This is a genomic window from Mesorhizobium sp. M0938, assembly GCF_040319125.1.
Classification (GTDB): Bacteria; Pseudomonadota; Alphaproteobacteria; order Rhizobiales; family Rhizobiaceae; genus Mesorhizobium; species Mesorhizobium robiniae.
This window is the reverse complement of sequence record NZ_JAMYNS010000012.1, coordinates 1-13,841: the sequence shown is the minus strand read 5'-3', so window position 1 is coordinate 13,841 and position 13,841 is coordinate 1. Positions and strand designations below refer to the sequence as shown.

Sequence of the window (13,841 nt, the reverse complement as noted above, 5' to 3'; positions counted from 1 at the left end):
ATGGCAACCGTATCCCTGAAGAAACTCACCAAAAGCTACGGCCCGGTGGCCGTGGTGCACGGCATCGATCTCGAGGTCGCCGACCGCGAGTTCATCGCGCTGGTCGGGCCGTCCGGCTGCGGCAAGTCGACAACCCTACGCATGATCGCCGGCCTCGAGGACATCAGCGACGGGGTGATCGAGATCGGCGGCCGCATGGTCAACGACCTGCCGCCGCGCTCGCGCAACATCTCGATGGTGTTCCAATCCTATGCGCTCTACCCGCACATGACCGTGCGCGAGAACCTCGGCTTCTCGCTGAAGATCGCGGGGGCCGCGAAAGAAGAAATGGACCGCCGCGTCGCCGAGGCATCGGGTATTCTCGGTCTCGACCAACTGCTCGACCGCCGGCCGTCGCAGCTGTCGGGCGGACAGCGCCAGCGCGTCGCCATGGGTCGCGCCATCGTGCGCGATCCCGACGTCTTCCTGTTCGACGAGCCGCTTTCCAATCTCGATGCCAAGCTTCGGACGCAGATGCGCACCGAGATCAAGAAGCTGCACGCCAAGGTCCGGTCAACGGTGATCTACGTCACCCATGACCAGGTCGAAGCGATGACGCTCGCCGACCGCATCGTCATCATGCGCGACGGCTTCATCGAGCAGGTCGGCACGCCAGACGAGGTCTTTCGCCGGCCGCAGACGCGCTTCGTTGCCGGCTTTATCGGCTCGCCGCCGATGAATTTGCACGAGGCAACAATCGACGACGGACAATTGCAGTTCGCCAGCGGCGAGAGGCTGCCCCTGCCCAGCCAGTTCAAGGCCAATGTCAAAACCGGCGACAAGGTGGTGTTCGGCTTGAGGCCCGACGATATCTATCCAACGGGACACGGCATCAGCTCCGGTGAAGATGCCGATGTGCATCAGCTGGAACTGCCGGTGACCGTCACCGAGCCGCTCGGCAACGAGACGTTGGTGTTCGCCGAATTCAATGGCAGCGACTGGGTATCGCGCATGCTCAATCCAAAACCGCTGAAGGCTGGCGACCGGGTGAAAATGAGCCTGGACCTGTCGCAGGCCCATCTGTTCTCTGCCGATACCGGCAAGACATTGCGAGGTTGACGTCATGGCCAAGATCGAGAAAGTCGAACTGCGCATGGTCGACCTGGTGCCGAAGGTCAAGCGCACCGATGCGATCCAGAGTTTCGTCAGCCAGGAAACGCCGATCGTCACAATCACCGACGCCGACGGTGCGGTCGGCACCGGCTACAGCTACACGATCGGCACCGGCGGCTCCTCGGTGATGCGGCTGTTGTCCGACCATCTTGCACCGCGGCTGATCGGCCGCGACGCCGACATGATCGAGGCGATCTGGCACGAGCTCGAATTCGCCACCCACGCCACCACGATCGGCGCCATCACTGCCATAGCGCTGGCGGCCATCGATACCGCTCTGTGGGATCTCAGGGCGAGGAAGCAAAACCTGCCGCTGTGGCAGCTGGCCGGCGGCGCCAAGGACCGCTGCCCGCTCTACACGACCGAAGGCGGCTGGCTGCATATCGAGATCGAGGCGCTGGTCGAGGACGCGCTGGCCGCCAAGGCAAAGGGTTTTCGCGGCTCCAAGGTCAAGATCGGCAGGCCGCACGGCTCCGAGGATCTTGCCAGGCTTAGTGCGGTGCGCCAGGCAGTCGGCGATGCTTACGAGATCATGACCGACTGCAACCAGGGCTTTTCGGTCGACGAGGCGATCCGCCGGGCGGAGCGGCTGCGCGATCTCGACCTCGCTTGGATCGAGGAACCGCTGCCGGCCGACGACATAGACGGCCATGTGCGGCTGTCGAATGCGACGTCGACGCCGATTGCCATCGGCGAGTCGCTCTATTCGATCCGGCATTTCCGCGAATATATGCAAAAAGGCGGCTGCTCGATCGTGCAGGTCGATGTCGGCCGCATCGGCGGCATCACGCCCTGGCTGAAGGTGGCGCATGCAGCCGAGGCGTTCGACATCCCGGTCTGCCCGCATTTCCTGATGGAATTGCATGTCAGCCTGACCTGCGCGGTTCAGAACGGCCGATATGTCGAGTATATTCCCCAGCTTGACGATCTGACCGGCAAGAAAATGCGCATCGAGAACGGGTACGCATTGGCGCCGAACGAGCCCGGCATCGGCATCGACTGGGATTGGGACGCGGTCAAAGCGAAGAGCATTGCGGAATTCACGACCGACATAATGAAATAGGGAGCCGGACATGCAGCGGATGGGAATGGTGCTCGGCCTCAAGCCGGAAAAGGTCGCCGAGTATGTGCGGCTTCACGCTGCCGTCTGGCCCGATGTGCTGGCCATGATTTCCGCCTGCAACATCAAGAACTATTCGATCTACCTCAAGGAGCCGGAGCACCTGCTGTTCAGCACTTTCGAATATCACGGCACCGACTATGCCGCCGACATGGCGAAGATGGCCGCTGATCCGAAGACGCAGGAATGGTGGGCGCTGTGCATGCCTTGCCAGGAGCCGCTGCCGACACGCAAGAAAGGCGAATGGTGGGCCTCGATGGAAGAGGTCTTCCATCATGACTGATGGCGTTTTCTATCCTGCCTCGCTCGCCCAGGCCTGGGCGCAGCCATCGAAGCCGAGACCGATCGTGATTTTCGGCGCCGGCTCGATCGTCGGCGATGCGCATTTCCCGGCCTATGCGAAAGCCGGGTTTCCGGTCGCCGGGCTTTTCGATCCCGATTACGACAAGGCGGAAGAACTCGCGGCAAAATGGGGCGTCACCGCTTACCGGTCGGTCGAGGAAGCCGCGGCGAACGGGGACGTCGTCTTCGATCTGGCGACGCCGCCGGCTCATCATGCCGGCGTGCTCAGGGCGTTGCCTGACGGCGCCGTAGCGCTGATCCAGAAGCCGATGGGCGGCGATCTTACCGAGGCCACCGAAATCCTTGAAATCTGCCGCTCCAAAAACCTGAAAGCCGCGGTGAATTTCCAGCTCCGTTTCGCGCCGATGGTGCTGGCGCTGAAGGATGCGATCACCAAGGGCTGGCTTGGCGACGTGGTCGATTTCGACGCCTGGCTGGCGCTGGCAACGCCCTGGCAACTCTGGGAGTTCCTGCTCAAGGCGCCGCGCGTCGAGATCGCCATGCATTCGATTCATTATCTCGACCTGATCCGGCAATTGCTCGGCGATCCCAGAGGCGTTCACGCCAAGACGCTCGGCCATCCCAATCACAAGGTTGCGCAAACCCGCACCAGCGCCATCCTCGACTATGGCGATACGGTGCGCTGTGCGCTGTCGATCAATCATGACCACAAATTCGGTCGCCGGCACCAGGCTTGCGAGTTCCGCATCTGTGGCACAGAGGGCGCCGCCTACCTCAAACTCGGGCTCAATCTCGACTATCCGCGCGGCGAGCCGGACATCCTCGAAATCTATCCCAAGGGCGGCTCCGACTGGGTTACGGTGCCGCTCGTCGGCGAATGGTTTCCGGACGCCTTTGTCGGCCGCATGGCCAATGTCCAGCGCTACGCATCAGGCGAGGACGCCGAACTTGTCAGTTCCGTCGAGGACGGCTGGAACACGATGGCGCTGGTCGAGGCCGCCTACCGATCGAGCGCTGCGCCGGCAACTCCGATCGCGGCGAGGCCCTGACATGGAGCAGACGATTTACTTTGAAGATTACCAGATCGGCTCGTCGCGGATGACCAGCGGGCGCACCATCACCGAGACCGACTTCGTCGTTCATGCCGGCCATACCGGCGATTTCTTTCCCCATCACATGGATGCCGAGTTCATGAAGACGACGCCGTTCGGCCAGCGCATCGCGCATGGCACGCTGGTCTTTTCGGTCGGCGTCGGACTGACGGCAAGCGTCATCAACCCGGTCGCCTTCTCATACGGCTATGACAGGTTGCGCTTCATCAAGCCGGTGTTCATCGGCGATACGATCAAGACCCGCACCACCATCTCTGCTAGGGAAGACGACCCGAAGCGGCCGGATTCGGGCCGGATCATCGAGCGCTGCGAGGTGATCAACCAGCATGGCGATGTCGTCCTGGCGGCCGACCACATCTACATCGTCGAGCGCCGCGACAAGCCCAAGCGGGGTTAACCTATTTGCAGCCGCGAGCAGTCACACCCGGTTGACCGGATAGACCGGCTTGCCGCCGCGCAGGACCGATGCGACATCGGCAAACACCTTGTTGCGGACCTCGGCGTAAGACTGGGTCGAGTAGTGAGCCGCGTGTGGACTGACCAGCACGGCGTCCAGCGCCAGCAGCGGATTATCGGGCGAAGGCGGCTCCTGCTCGAATGTGTCGATGCCGGCCCCGGCCAAATGGCGGCGTCGAATCAAATCCGCCAGCGCGACTTCGTCGACGAGGCCGCCACGGGACACGTTGATGAGTATCGCCCCTTCCTTCATGCGCGACAGGGCTTCGGCCGATAGGATGTTTCTGGTTTCCGGTGTTGCGGGAACATGCAGCGAGACGATGTCGGCCCTGGCAAGCAGCTCGTCGAAACCAACCGGCTCAGCACCACCGGCCGTTATGCGCTCTGCCGGCATGTATGGGTCGTAGGCGATGATATGATAGCCGAAGACCCGCGCCCGCTCGGCGGTCAGGCGTCCGATCTGGCCGAAGCCGATCAGGCCGAGAACCTGCCTGTCCGGCCGCGTGATGCCGGCGCCGTCAGCCATTGCAGCCCAGCGGCCGGCGCGGACTGCGCTGTCAAACTGTTTCAGCCTGCGCGTCAAGGCCAGGATCAGCGCCATTGCATGCGTGCTGACCTCCACCAGATTGGCGTCCGGCACATAGGTTACCTGGACACCGGCACGGCTGGCGGCCTCGACGTCGATCGAGTCGAGCCCGACGCCGAACCGTCCGACTACCCTAAGGTTCTTCAGTTCCGCCAGCACGCGAGCCGTGATCGGCTCCCGCAATATCATCAATGCATCGGCGTCACGGCACTGTTCGATCAGGGCGTCCTCTGTGAGAAGCGTCTTTTCGACAAACTCGGCGTTCAAGCCGTCGAGGTAGCGCAGCTGTTCTTCCTCGACTGACAACACGCCGTCGGTCTTGATTATCTTCATGCCAATTCTTTCTATGAGGCGCTGCGCGCCGCGGCGGCACCGGCGGCAAGGCCGGCGCCGAGAAACATCGTGTCGCTGGCCAGCATGTAGAAGCTGATGCCGTGCTTCGACCATTTGCCGATATCATCCGCCGAGGGACGGAAGATGCCGACGGCCTTGTGGGCCGCGCGCGCCGCAGCCGCGATCCTGACGATGGCGGCATTGAGCTTGTCCTGGCCGGCCGGCCCCATGGCGTCGATCGAGACGGACAGATCGCCGGGACCAATGAAGATCACGTCGACGCCGTCGACCTGGACGATGTCGTCGATGTTGGCGAGACCCTCGGCCGTCTCGACCTGGATGGCGACCGTCAGGACATCGTTGGCCGACTTGAGGTAGTCCGGAATCCTGTACCCATAGCCGGCGGCGCGGCCTGGACCGACGCCGCGTGCGCCAACAGGCGGGTAACGGCAGGCCATGACCGCCATGCGCGCTTGCTCGGCCGTCGAGACGCGCGGCACCAGGACGCCTGACGCGCCGGCGTCGAGCGCGGCCGCAATCCACTCCGGCGTGTGGCCCGGCACACGCACCATGGCGGGAACCTTGTGGACATCGGCGGCGCGGACCAGATCCTCAAGCCGCTCGCGGCCAATCTGCGAATGCTCCCAGTCGATGCACAGGAAATCGACCCCGCTTGCAGCCGCCACTTCGACCGCCACCGGATGCGGGATGGCGCAGAAGGTACCGATGAGGCGATCGAGAGAGACACATTTTTTCCGAAAGTCGTACATGAAAACTCCAGAGATATTTTGGGCGTCGGCGAAACTCTTCGCGCTACGAGGCTTTGGTCCGTGGCAAAGGATGCACGGCTTCCGTCGACATCGGAAAGTGCCGGCTGCCGCCTGAAAAGGGCGGGAAGGTTTTGTAGTCGGCGCGCATCTCCAGCCGCGCCGGCGATTGCAGTGCATGCGTCAGCGCCGCAGGACTGTCGAACATGACCCGATTGCGCTGCATATGGTCGACCCGCGGCCAGGGCAGCGAGCCGCACCAATCCAGTCGCGACAGAACCTCGATATGGCGAATGCCGGGGAAGCCCCGCATCAATTGCGGGTGATGCGTCACATAGTGGTAGAGCCAGCTACTCATGTCTTCAGCCGGCCCGGGGTAGTGGACAAGATAGCTGCAGGGTAGTCCAGACGTCTTCACGCCAGCGTCTTCGACGGGGAACGGACGCACGCACATTGCCTGCTGGGTCGGCCTCGACCCGGCGATGCTTGACAGCATACCCGGAGCGGCAAGCGCCTGCAGATGGCCGGACGGCGCGAGCGCCGCCTCCATGTCCGCCAGCTCGTCGAAATAGAGCTGGAAGCCAAAGACCGGCGGTGGGCCGTCCTTGTTGAACATGTCCGTCGCCACTTCAGGCAGATAGATGTTTGCAAGCGCAAGACCTGGCGTTGTCGCGATCAGGCGCCGCGCAACGTCGACGTCTTCACGGGCTATGGCCAGGTTTGTCTGGCGGTCATCGTGGAAGAAAGCGAGATAGGCAAAGCGCATGCAGACACCTGCGAGATCGAGTTCGGCTAGATCAAGTTCGGAAGGAAGAGGGCGATCTGCGGAAAGAGGACAATCAGCAGGATCAGCAGAAGCGTCAGCGCGATGTAGGGCGCCGCGGACATGGCAACCGTTTTGAGCGACGTGCCTTTCGGCGCAACGCCGATCATGATGAACAGCAGCAGACCAAAGGGCGGCGTGGTGAAGCCGACCTCGTAGGCGAGCAGCAGGATCAGCCCGAACCACACGGGATCGTAGCCGAATTGCTGGGCGATCGGCAGGAAGATCGGCAGCGTGATCAGCATCATCGAGACCTGATCCATGAACATGCCGAGCAGCAGGATGACGAGCACCATCATGAGCAGCATGGGATACGGTCCAAGATCGTAGCCCACGATGAACTGGATAAAGCCGTTCGACGCGCCGGAGAAGGCGAATATCTGCGAGAACGTCGTCGAAGCCGAGATGATCAGAAAGGTCATACCCGTGACCTTCATCGCATCGTCCAGCGACTTCCAGACAACCGACCAGCTGAACCTTCGATAGACAAACAACAACGCGAAGACGGCGGCACATCCGAGCCCTGCCGACTCCGTCGGCGTCGCTATTCCAAGGATGATCGTGCCGACCACCATGAACACGATGACGCTCATCGGAATGATGTTGACGGCGACCGCCCTCACCTTCTCGGCCGCACGAACGGCGGGCACCGGATAGTGCGGAGCGGCGTCAGGGTCGATCTTCGTCTGTGCGAAGATCAGCATCGCGTACATGACGACGAGAAGCAGCCCAGGCAGAGCCCCTGCTATGAGCAGCGCGCCAACGTCGATCTGGGCCAGCGAGCCGAGCAAGACAGCCAGCGAGGATGGCGGGATGATGACCGCAAGGCTTCCGGCACCAAGCACCGGTCCGTAAGCCATGTGCGGCTTGTAGCCCCGCTTCAGCATCTCGGGCACCATCAGCGAGCCCATCATGCCGGTATTGGCGAGGCTCGAACCTGACAGCGCAGAAAAGATCGTGCCGGCGGCGAGCACGACATAGGCAAGACGTCCCCGCAGATTGCCGATGCACAGGTCGAGCGCGTAGATGACTTTCTCGCCGAGGCCGGAGCGGAAGAACAGGCTGCCCATGACGAGGAACATCGGCAGCGGGGCGAGCGCATAGGTCGAGACGGCGTCAGAGAAATTGGCGATCATCTGCGTCACGCCGATCGAGCCGCCGAAGAACAAATACAGCCCGATCACATTGGTGACGAAGAACGCGAAGGCGACCGGCAGCCCAAGGCCCATCAACACAAGAATGGCGCCGACGAGCACGGCGAATGGAAACAGCCAGGCCATCGATCAGAGCCCTTCCATTTCCAGAGGGTCGAGCGTGTACAGCGTGTCATAGCCGAGCAGGTATCTGAGCCATTCCAGCGCCGAGAGATAGAAGGCGAGCGTAATGGGCAGAAAGACCAGCCATTTCGGCATGTCGAAGCTGCGCGTCTCATATTCGCCGCCCGACACGGCGCTTATTAGGGAAGAGAGTGCGACGCTGCCAAGGTAGAGGCTGACGCCAATGCAGGCGAGATAGACCAGCTTTTCAAGCACCGCCCGAGCCCGCACAGGCAGCGCCTTGCGCAGGAACTCGACGAAGACATGGCCCTTGCTGTGGACCAGCCAGGGCATCGGCAGAAATGCCGCGTAGAGCAGACCATATTCCGTCGCAGATACCGCCCAGGCAAGCGGTCTCAGGCCCAGGTTGCGGACGCACACATCAGCGACCACCGCGACGATAATGAGGCCAAGCACCACCTTTGCCGCCGCTGCCAGCGCAAGGCTCAGCTTCCCGATCGCTGCAAACAACTTGTCCATTCCCGACGGCCCTCATGCTCACCTTGATGGAGGGCGCGCAAGGGCGCCCTCCCATCGGACTATTGAAAGAACTTCTTCAACTGCTCGATGTTGCTGGGATCGCGTTTGGTCATCCTCGCCCAGCTCGCCTGGGTGGCAGCCGCCAGGAATTTGTCGCGGCCGGCGCCGGTCAGGCTGATCACCTTCTGCCCTCCGTCGATCATCGCCTGTGCCTGTTTTTCGGACTCGGCAAGATTGGCGTCGTAGCTCTCTCGCTCGTATTCGACGGCCGTATCGGCAAGCAGCTTCTGCGCCTCGGGCGACAGCGCGTCCCATTTCGCCTTGTTGATCGAGACCAGGACATCGGTTTTGAAGAATTGCGGGTCGACGCGGTATTTGGTGAATTTGTCCCAGCCGAAGGACGCATAGCCAAACACCGTGTAGGCGTTGGCATTGACGACGCCGCGCTCGAGCGAGGTGTAGACGTCCCCCGGCGCTTGCACGATGACGGTTGCGCCCAGGGATTCGAGGAAATCACGATAGAGCGGCGACGAGCGGATCTTCAGACTGCTCCAGTCAATGCTGCCTTCGTCATTGAGCTTGGGTTCGTCGATGGTGAAGATGTTGAAGCCCGATCCCGCGTCGACATGCGCCAGCAGATGAGCATTGGCCTTCTTCTCGAAAATTCCGCTGATGAAATCCCAGCCGCCATTTTCGCGAACCTCCCAGGGCGTCTTCGTCGATGCAGAGAAAACCTCGCCTTCGGGAACGAGCTCCAGGAACTGACCTGCCGGCGTGTCGATCACGTCGATCAGGCCGCTCCTGAGCGCCGCACCCTGCTGAATCGGCGGAACGACCTCGGGCCCGCCACGCACGTTGATCTGAACCACGCCTTTGCCCTTTTCGTTCACCCTCTGAACGAACTTAAGGAAACTCTGTGCGTAGCCATTCTGCGTCGGCGTAAAATGCACGGCGTTGAGGACGACCTCTTCGGCCGTTGCGATACCCGCTACACCCGATATGAGTGCAGCCAGAACAAGGGACTTCCAAATGCGCATTGCCGTACTCCCTCTAATAAATCCACTTCGCCTATGGTCGGGGCCCGTGGTCGGGCCGATCTGAAATTGCAATCGCTGCGCCGCCACGTCACGGCAGTCAGTTGGCATCATCTCCTACCGTCAGGAACCGTCCATGCGCGTAGAAGATCGGCGATCGGTCAGCGCGATCCAGCGCGACCCCCGAGACGATGCCGATGACGATCATGTGCGATGCCCGCACGATGATTTCGGCCACCCGGCATTCGAACATTGCCCGCGCGCCGACAAGCAAGGGCGCGCCGGTTTCGCCACGCACCCATGATCCTGACGAGAACCGCGCGACGCCCTTGGCTTTGGTCATGCCGCCAAAGGCACGCGCAACATTCTCCTGGTCGCCGGCGGGAAGATTGACGGAAAAGGGCAAACCTTCGCGAATGGCCGAGGCAAAGGTGCTGCTGCGGTTGACGCAGGCCAGCAGCGAAGGCGGCTCGGCGCTGAATGAGCAGACGGCCGTCGCCGTGATCCCGCAAAAGCCGATCTCGTCATGCTCCGACGCGAGGATGGCGACCGAGCCCGCCACCGCCCGCATCGCCTGCTTGAAGGCGCGCGCATTGATGGCGTCGTGCCCATCCACCCATGTCGTCGGAATGGCGGCCGCCGGCGTCAATTTACGCGAAGCCCGGCTTGGCGCATCAGCGGCAGCACGCGGTCACAGAAGAAGGGCAATTCGTAGGTATAGTTGACGAATGTGAGGGCGGCGCCGGAATAGCCCTGGTCCATGATCTCAGTGAGATCGTCGACGATCTTTTCCGGCGTGCCGATGAGCGGGAACGTTCCTGCACCGCCGGCGAACCTTTGCCGATATTCGGTGAACGCCTTTGCGTCATGCGAGTTCGCGAATTCCTTCTTCTTGCGCATATGTTCGTCGACCGCGCCCTCGTCCGCGCATTCCAGCGCGTAGTGCCTGTAATAATCCTCGGCTTCCTGCTGGGTCTCCCGGCAGACGACGTGGCAGACCGTGTAGACGCCGACTTCGCGTCCGACCTCAGCCGCGCGGTTGGTGATGTCGACCACATGCGCGCGACCATCGGCAATTTCGGAAAAAGTCGAAAACAAGTAGTCGCAGTGGCGTGCCGCGTAGTTGCGCCCCGGCGCGCCGAAGGCGGCGTTCATGGTCACCGGGCGCGGCGCCTGCAGGCTTGGCGGGCGGCTGACGACCCCCTTCAGGTCATAGAACTCGCCGCCGAAGTCGAACGGCTCACTGGATTGATAGGCACGCTCGATGATGTTGATCCATTCTTCGGCCTGATCGTAGGTCCGATCGCCGACCGTCTGCCCGAACATGGCGAACTCGTCCGGGTTCCAGCCGCAGACAATGTTCAAGCCGGCACGCCCGTTGGAAATATGATCGACGGTCGCCAGCGCTTTTGCAGCCTGCAGCGGATGAACCAGCGGCACATGCACCGTCATGAACAGACCGATGTTCTCCGTGGCGACAGCGAGACCCGCCGCCCAGGTGAAAGTCTCGAACGACCACTCCCGCACATGCGTCAGACCGCCGAAGCCGCGCCAGCGCGCGATCGGCAGCAGAAATTCCAGGCCGGCGCGATCGGCGATGCAGGCAGAATTGAGATTGTCTTCCCAGCGGGCGCGCCAGCGCTCGGGAACGGTGGTCATTGCCAGCCCGCCATCGGCGTTCATCGAGAAGACGCCGAGCTTGAACCTGTTCGGCCCTTTCAGCGGATGCTGCTTTCTGATCATGATTTTCCCTGCCGCGGGATGCTTACAGCTTCGTCGTCGAACTGTTGCGACGGCGGGCTCAGCTTCATGAAACGCTCTTCGGCGTTCTGAATGAAGTGGGTCATGCGGTCGTAAGCCGCGACGGCGTCGCGCTTGACGAACGCCTCGTAGATGGCGCGCATGCCGGCCAGGATGACGGCCTGCGTCGGCTGATGCGACAGCGTCTTTAACCGGACGACGAGGACGTGGTCGGCGAAGCGGGCAATCGTTTGCGAAAGGCGGTCGTTCTCGACGGCGCCGAGCCAGCAATTCCTGAATGCCGAATTGGCCTGGAAAAAGCGGGCGGCATCGCCGGCAACGGCCGCCGCCTCTGCCTCCTGAAGTGAGGCTGCCAGCGTCTTGAGGCCAGCGGCGTCAAGTGTGCGTGCGGCGTGCGCTGCGGCCCTTGGTTCGAGCAGGCGGCGGACCTCGAAAATGTTGGCGATATCCGTCGCAGTAAGTGTGGGCAGTGTGAAGCCGCGCGTCGTGCCGACGAGATAGCCTTCATGCACCAATTGCATCAACGCGTCGCGGACGGGCATTCTGGAGATGCCGAGCTGGGCGGCAATATCGACATCGACGAGCTTCTGGCCAGGCGCCAGTTCGCCGCGCTGTATGGTCAGGCGGACCTGCTGATAGACTTGGGCACGCAGATTGCCCTCGCCAACCTGTTTGAACTCTATCGGCTCCGCCATCCACGCCTTCCCATGCGAAGATTTCGTATATGGTTACGGCTGTGTTCCCGCGGTCGCGCCTTTTGAAATGCAGCCTTATCTCGGCTGGATTCGACCTGTCAGCCCTATGTCCGGCACAAGTTGAGCATAGGCTGGACCGCCTGGCAAGATATTTTAAGTCTATAATGTATACTGTTTTGATTTGGCGGACCGGTGACGGCGGCGGAACGGCGCTGGCGCGATGAAAAGCAGAGGCGCGGTGACAGGCAATCGGCTGGGAAAAGGGCTCCCGCGATCGAGTCGGCCATATCGTGGCCAACCGATGCTGACGGTCCCAGCAGACGGTTCGTCGAAGCGCACCCGCGAGGGCGCTTCGGTTACTCTGCTCGTTGAGCCGATCGGGATTTAGGAGCCGGAGCCTGGCCTGGGCCGGCGGACGGCTCTCACCTTGCCGCTGTTTCCACCGCCGCAGAAAAACTGATCGCCGCCATCGGATTCGAGCCCCGACACGCCTGTTCCAGGCGGCATATCAAGCTTCTCCAGGACCTTTCCCGTTTCAGGATCTATCCGCCTGATGTCGCTCTCGTCACCTTCCCAGGTGCCGTGCCAAAGTTCGCCGTCGATCCAGGTGACGCCGGTAACGACACGGTTTGAATCGATTGTGCGAAGAACTGCCCCTGTCTGGGGGTCGATCTGATGGATTTTGCGACCGCGATTCTGCCCCACCCAAAGTGTCCCTTCGGCCCAGGCGAGTCCCGAGTCGCCGCCGCCACCAGGCGCCGGGATCGTGGCCAGCACTTGGCCGGTCTTCGGATCGATCTTCTGGATGCGGTCTTCGGCGATCTGGAACAGGTGCTGACCGTCGAAGGCCGTTCCTGCGTGGGCGGCGACGTCGATCGAGCGTACCGCCTCGCCGTTCGCGGGATCGAAGGCGTTCAGTCTGTCTCCCGACGCAAACCAGACGTGCTGACCGTCGTACGTAACCCCAGCCACCTGGTCGGCGCCCGGGAAGGGTCCATATTCGCGGAGGATTTCGGCTGCAGATCGTTTCATGGTTCTATCCTAGTAGCCCGACAGTGAGCCGGGGAGTAACAAGATTGTCGGGAAACCCGGCACGGGTGGGGTCATCCAGCGGCGCGCTCGCCCACGACCGAACGACTGCACCTTGCCCGCTGCGGCAAGCTGCTCGAGCGAGCGCTGCACGGTGCGCGAGGAGGCTCCGAGCGCAATGGCGAGCGCCGAACTCGACCACGACTCGCCGTCGGCAAGGAAGGCGAGCACCGTCGCATGCTGCTCGTCGACCGGCGGCGCCAGCACGGCGACATCGCCTGCGCGGCGCGGCTTGAGCGCAAAGCCTCGCTTGGTCGCGCTAACGTCCGCCAGCGGCCGCAGCTCCACGCGCAGCCGACCGATTTCGACCCGCAGCCGTGCGCGATGCGATTCATCGGCATGCTTGCCGCCAAAGGCGCGGGCGACGAGCGTGCTCCTCGGCACGTCTGCGGGCCAGGCCTCGCCCAGCGCGCGGGCAAGCGCGAACAAAACCGGGCGCGTCGCGAGCGAGACCACCTTGCCGGCGTCCCGCACGATATTACGGCAGGCGTCCACGACAAATGCCCCCGACGCGAGCAGCGCTTCGACCTCCTCAAGCAGGAGCGGGCGCTCCTCGCCACGCGCGATCAGGCGCGCCGCGGGCGTGTTCATCACGAAGGATGCGCTTTCGACTTCTGCCGTCAGCGCCGGGATGTCCGCCTCGGGGCGGGGGAGGGGGGGCCCGCGGCGCCGCCCCGCCCCCCCCCTCAGCGGCCGGGGGGGGGGTTTTAACCCCCTCTTTGTGTCTTTTGCTAGCCCGCCGCCCGCGGCGGTTGCCCCCCGCCGGGGGCGTCCCGGCCCGCCCCTCCGGCCCCCCCCCCCCGCCGCCTTGGTC

General features: G+C 62.8%; 15 protein-coding genes and 1 pseudogene. 5 read left to right on the top strand and 11 right to left on the bottom strand.

Going from position 1 to position 13,841, the window contains the following annotated elements; translation table 11 throughout:
- The 5 genes from NKH73_RS21110 to NKH73_RS21090 are packed head-to-tail and all read left to right on the top strand — an operon-like array spanning nt 1 to nt 4,084.
- A complete protein-coding gene (locus tag NKH73_RS21110; protein ID WP_352935783.1) occupies nt 1-1,098 on the top strand; it encodes an ABC transporter ATP-binding protein in 1,098 nt (365 codons plus the stop codon).
- A gap of 4 nt (nt 1,099-1,102) precedes the next feature.
- Nucleotides 1,103-2,215, top strand: coding sequence for a mandelate racemase/muconate lactonizing enzyme family protein (locus NKH73_RS21105; RefSeq protein ID WP_352935780.1), 1,113 nt, complete (start codon nt 1,103-1,105; stop codon nt 2,213-2,215).
- A gap of 10 nt (nt 2,216-2,225) precedes the next feature.
- The gene (locus NKH73_RS21100; RefSeq protein ID WP_352935778.1) at nt 2,226-2,555 is read left to right on the top strand and encodes an L-rhamnose mutarotase; all 330 of its coding nucleotides are present in this window, start codon (nt 2,226-2,228) and stop codon (nt 2,553-2,555) included.
- Complete coding sequence (locus tag NKH73_RS21095) at nt 2,548-3,624, top strand: Gfo/Idh/MocA family protein (protein WP_352935776.1); 1,077 nt, start codon at nt 2,548-2,550, stop codon at nt 3,622-3,624. The genes NKH73_RS21100 and NKH73_RS21095 overlap by 8 nt, the downstream gene beginning before the upstream one ends.
- Before the next feature lies 1 nt (nt 3,625).
- On the top strand, nt 3,626-4,084 hold the full coding sequence (locus NKH73_RS21090; protein ID WP_352935773.1) for a MaoC/PaaZ C-terminal domain-containing protein: 459 nt from the start codon (nt 3,626-3,628) through the stop codon (nt 4,082-4,084).
- A 21-nt stretch (nt 4,085-4,105) separates the two neighbouring features.
- On the opposite strand, the gene NKH73_RS21085 is transcribed toward NKH73_RS21090, so the two are convergent.
- From NKH73_RS21085 to NKH73_RS21035, 11 genes and pseudogenes are all read right to left on the bottom strand, one after another.
- Complete coding sequence (locus NKH73_RS21085; protein WP_352935770.1) at nt 4,106-5,062, bottom strand: C-terminal binding protein; 957 nt, start codon at nt 5,060-5,062, stop codon at nt 4,106-4,108.
- A gap of 11 nt (nt 5,063-5,073) precedes the next feature.
- On the bottom strand, nt 5,074-5,832 hold the full coding sequence (locus NKH73_RS21080; RefSeq protein ID WP_352935768.1) for an HpcH/HpaI aldolase family protein: 759 nt from the start codon (nt 5,830-5,832) through the stop codon (nt 5,074-5,076).
- Nucleotides 5,833-5,875: 43 nt separating this feature from the next.
- Nucleotides 5,876-6,595 (bottom strand): hypothetical protein, encoded by a 720-nt coding sequence (locus NKH73_RS21075; RefSeq protein WP_352935765.1) that lies wholly within the window; start codon nt 6,593-6,595, stop codon nt 5,876-5,878.
- A 26-nt stretch (nt 6,596-6,621) separates the two neighbouring features.
- A complete protein-coding gene (locus NKH73_RS21070) occupies nt 6,622-7,932 on the bottom strand; it encodes a TRAP transporter large permease (protein WP_352935762.1) in 1,311 nt (436 codons plus the stop codon).
- Between the two features lie 3 nt (nt 7,933-7,935).
- Nucleotides 7,936-8,448: a TRAP transporter small permease gene (locus NKH73_RS21065; RefSeq protein WP_352935760.1), complete on the bottom strand. Its 513-nt coding sequence runs from the start codon at nt 8,446-8,448 to the stop codon at nt 7,936-7,938.
- A 59-nt stretch (nt 8,449-8,507) separates the two neighbouring features.
- Nucleotides 8,508-9,485 (bottom strand): TRAP transporter substrate-binding protein DctP, encoded by a 978-nt coding sequence (gene dctP / locus NKH73_RS21060; RefSeq protein ID WP_352935758.1) that lies wholly within the window; start codon nt 9,483-9,485, stop codon nt 8,508-8,510.
- A gap of 97 nt (nt 9,486-9,582) precedes the next feature.
- Entirely contained in the window at nt 9,583-10,131 is a 549-nt protein-coding gene (locus NKH73_RS21055) for a flavin reductase family protein (protein WP_352935755.1), read from the bottom strand.
- The gene (locus tag NKH73_RS21050) at nt 10,128-11,222 is read right to left on the bottom strand and encodes an LLM class flavin-dependent oxidoreductase (RefSeq protein ID WP_352936149.1); all 1,095 of its coding nucleotides are present in this window, start codon (nt 11,220-11,222) and stop codon (nt 10,128-10,130) included. The genes NKH73_RS21055 and NKH73_RS21050 overlap by 4 nt, the downstream gene beginning before the upstream one ends.
- Complete coding sequence (locus tag NKH73_RS21045; protein ID WP_352935752.1) at nt 11,222-11,938, bottom strand: GntR family transcriptional regulator; 717 nt, start codon at nt 11,936-11,938, stop codon at nt 11,222-11,224. The genes NKH73_RS21050 and NKH73_RS21045 overlap by 1 nt, the downstream gene beginning before the upstream one ends.
- Before the next feature lie 384 nt (nt 11,939-12,322).
- Complete coding sequence (locus NKH73_RS21040) at nt 12,323-12,970, bottom strand: Vgb family protein (protein ID WP_352935749.1); 648 nt, start codon at nt 12,968-12,970, stop codon at nt 12,323-12,325.
- A gap of 9 nt (nt 12,971-12,979) precedes the next feature.
- A pseudogene (locus NKH73_RS21035) lies at nt 12,980-13,669 on the bottom strand (helix-turn-helix domain-containing protein); the annotation flags it as partial.
- Between the last annotated feature and the right edge of the window lie 172 nt (nt 13,670-13,841).

What these genes read in the sequence shown, in the direction of transcription:
- NKH73_RS21090 (WP_352935773.1), top strand. Translation starts at nt 3,626, where the DNA reads ATGGAGCAGACGATTTACTTTGAAGATTACCAGATCGGCTCGTCGCGG.
- NKH73_RS21065 (WP_352935760.1), bottom strand. Translation starts at nt 8,448, where the DNA reads ATGGACAAGTTGTTTGCAGCGATCGGGAAGCTGAGCCTTGCGCTGGCA.
- NKH73_RS21045 (WP_352935752.1), bottom strand. Translation starts at nt 11,938, where the DNA reads ATGGCGGAGCCGATAGAGTTCAAACAGGTTGGCGAGGGCAATCTGCGT.
- NKH73_RS21040 (WP_352935749.1), bottom strand. Translation starts at nt 12,970, where the DNA reads ATGAAACGATCTGCAGCCGAAATCCTCCGCGAATATGGACCCTTCCCG.
- dctP (WP_352935758.1), bottom strand. Translation starts at nt 9,485, where the DNA reads ATGCGCATTTGGAAGTCCCTTGTTCTGGCTGCACTCATATCGGGTGTA.
- NKH73_RS21100 (WP_352935778.1), top strand. Translation starts at nt 2,226, where the DNA reads ATGCAGCGGATGGGAATGGTGCTCGGCCTCAAGCCGGAAAAGGTCGCC.
- NKH73_RS21110 (WP_352935783.1), top strand. Translation starts at nt 1, where the DNA reads ATGGCAACCGTATCCCTGAAGAAACTCACCAAAAGCTACGGCCCGGTG.
- NKH73_RS21105 (WP_352935780.1), top strand. Translation starts at nt 1,103, where the DNA reads ATGGCCAAGATCGAGAAAGTCGAACTGCGCATGGTCGACCTGGTGCCG.
- NKH73_RS21075 (WP_352935765.1), bottom strand. Translation starts at nt 6,595, where the DNA reads ATGCGCTTTGCCTATCTCGCTTTCTTCCACGATGACCGCCAGACAAAC.
- NKH73_RS21080 (WP_352935768.1), bottom strand. Translation starts at nt 5,832, where the DNA reads ATGTACGACTTTCGGAAAAAATGTGTCTCTCTCGATCGCCTCATCGGT.
- NKH73_RS21085 (WP_352935770.1), bottom strand. Translation starts at nt 5,062, where the DNA reads ATGAAGATAATCAAGACCGACGGCGTGTTGTCAGTCGAGGAAGAACAG.
- NKH73_RS21095 (WP_352935776.1), top strand. Translation starts at nt 2,548, where the DNA reads ATGACTGATGGCGTTTTCTATCCTGCCTCGCTCGCCCAGGCCTGGGCG.
- NKH73_RS21070 (WP_352935762.1), bottom strand. Translation starts at nt 7,932, where the DNA reads ATGGCCTGGCTGTTTCCATTCGCCGTGCTCGTCGGCGCCATTCTTGTG.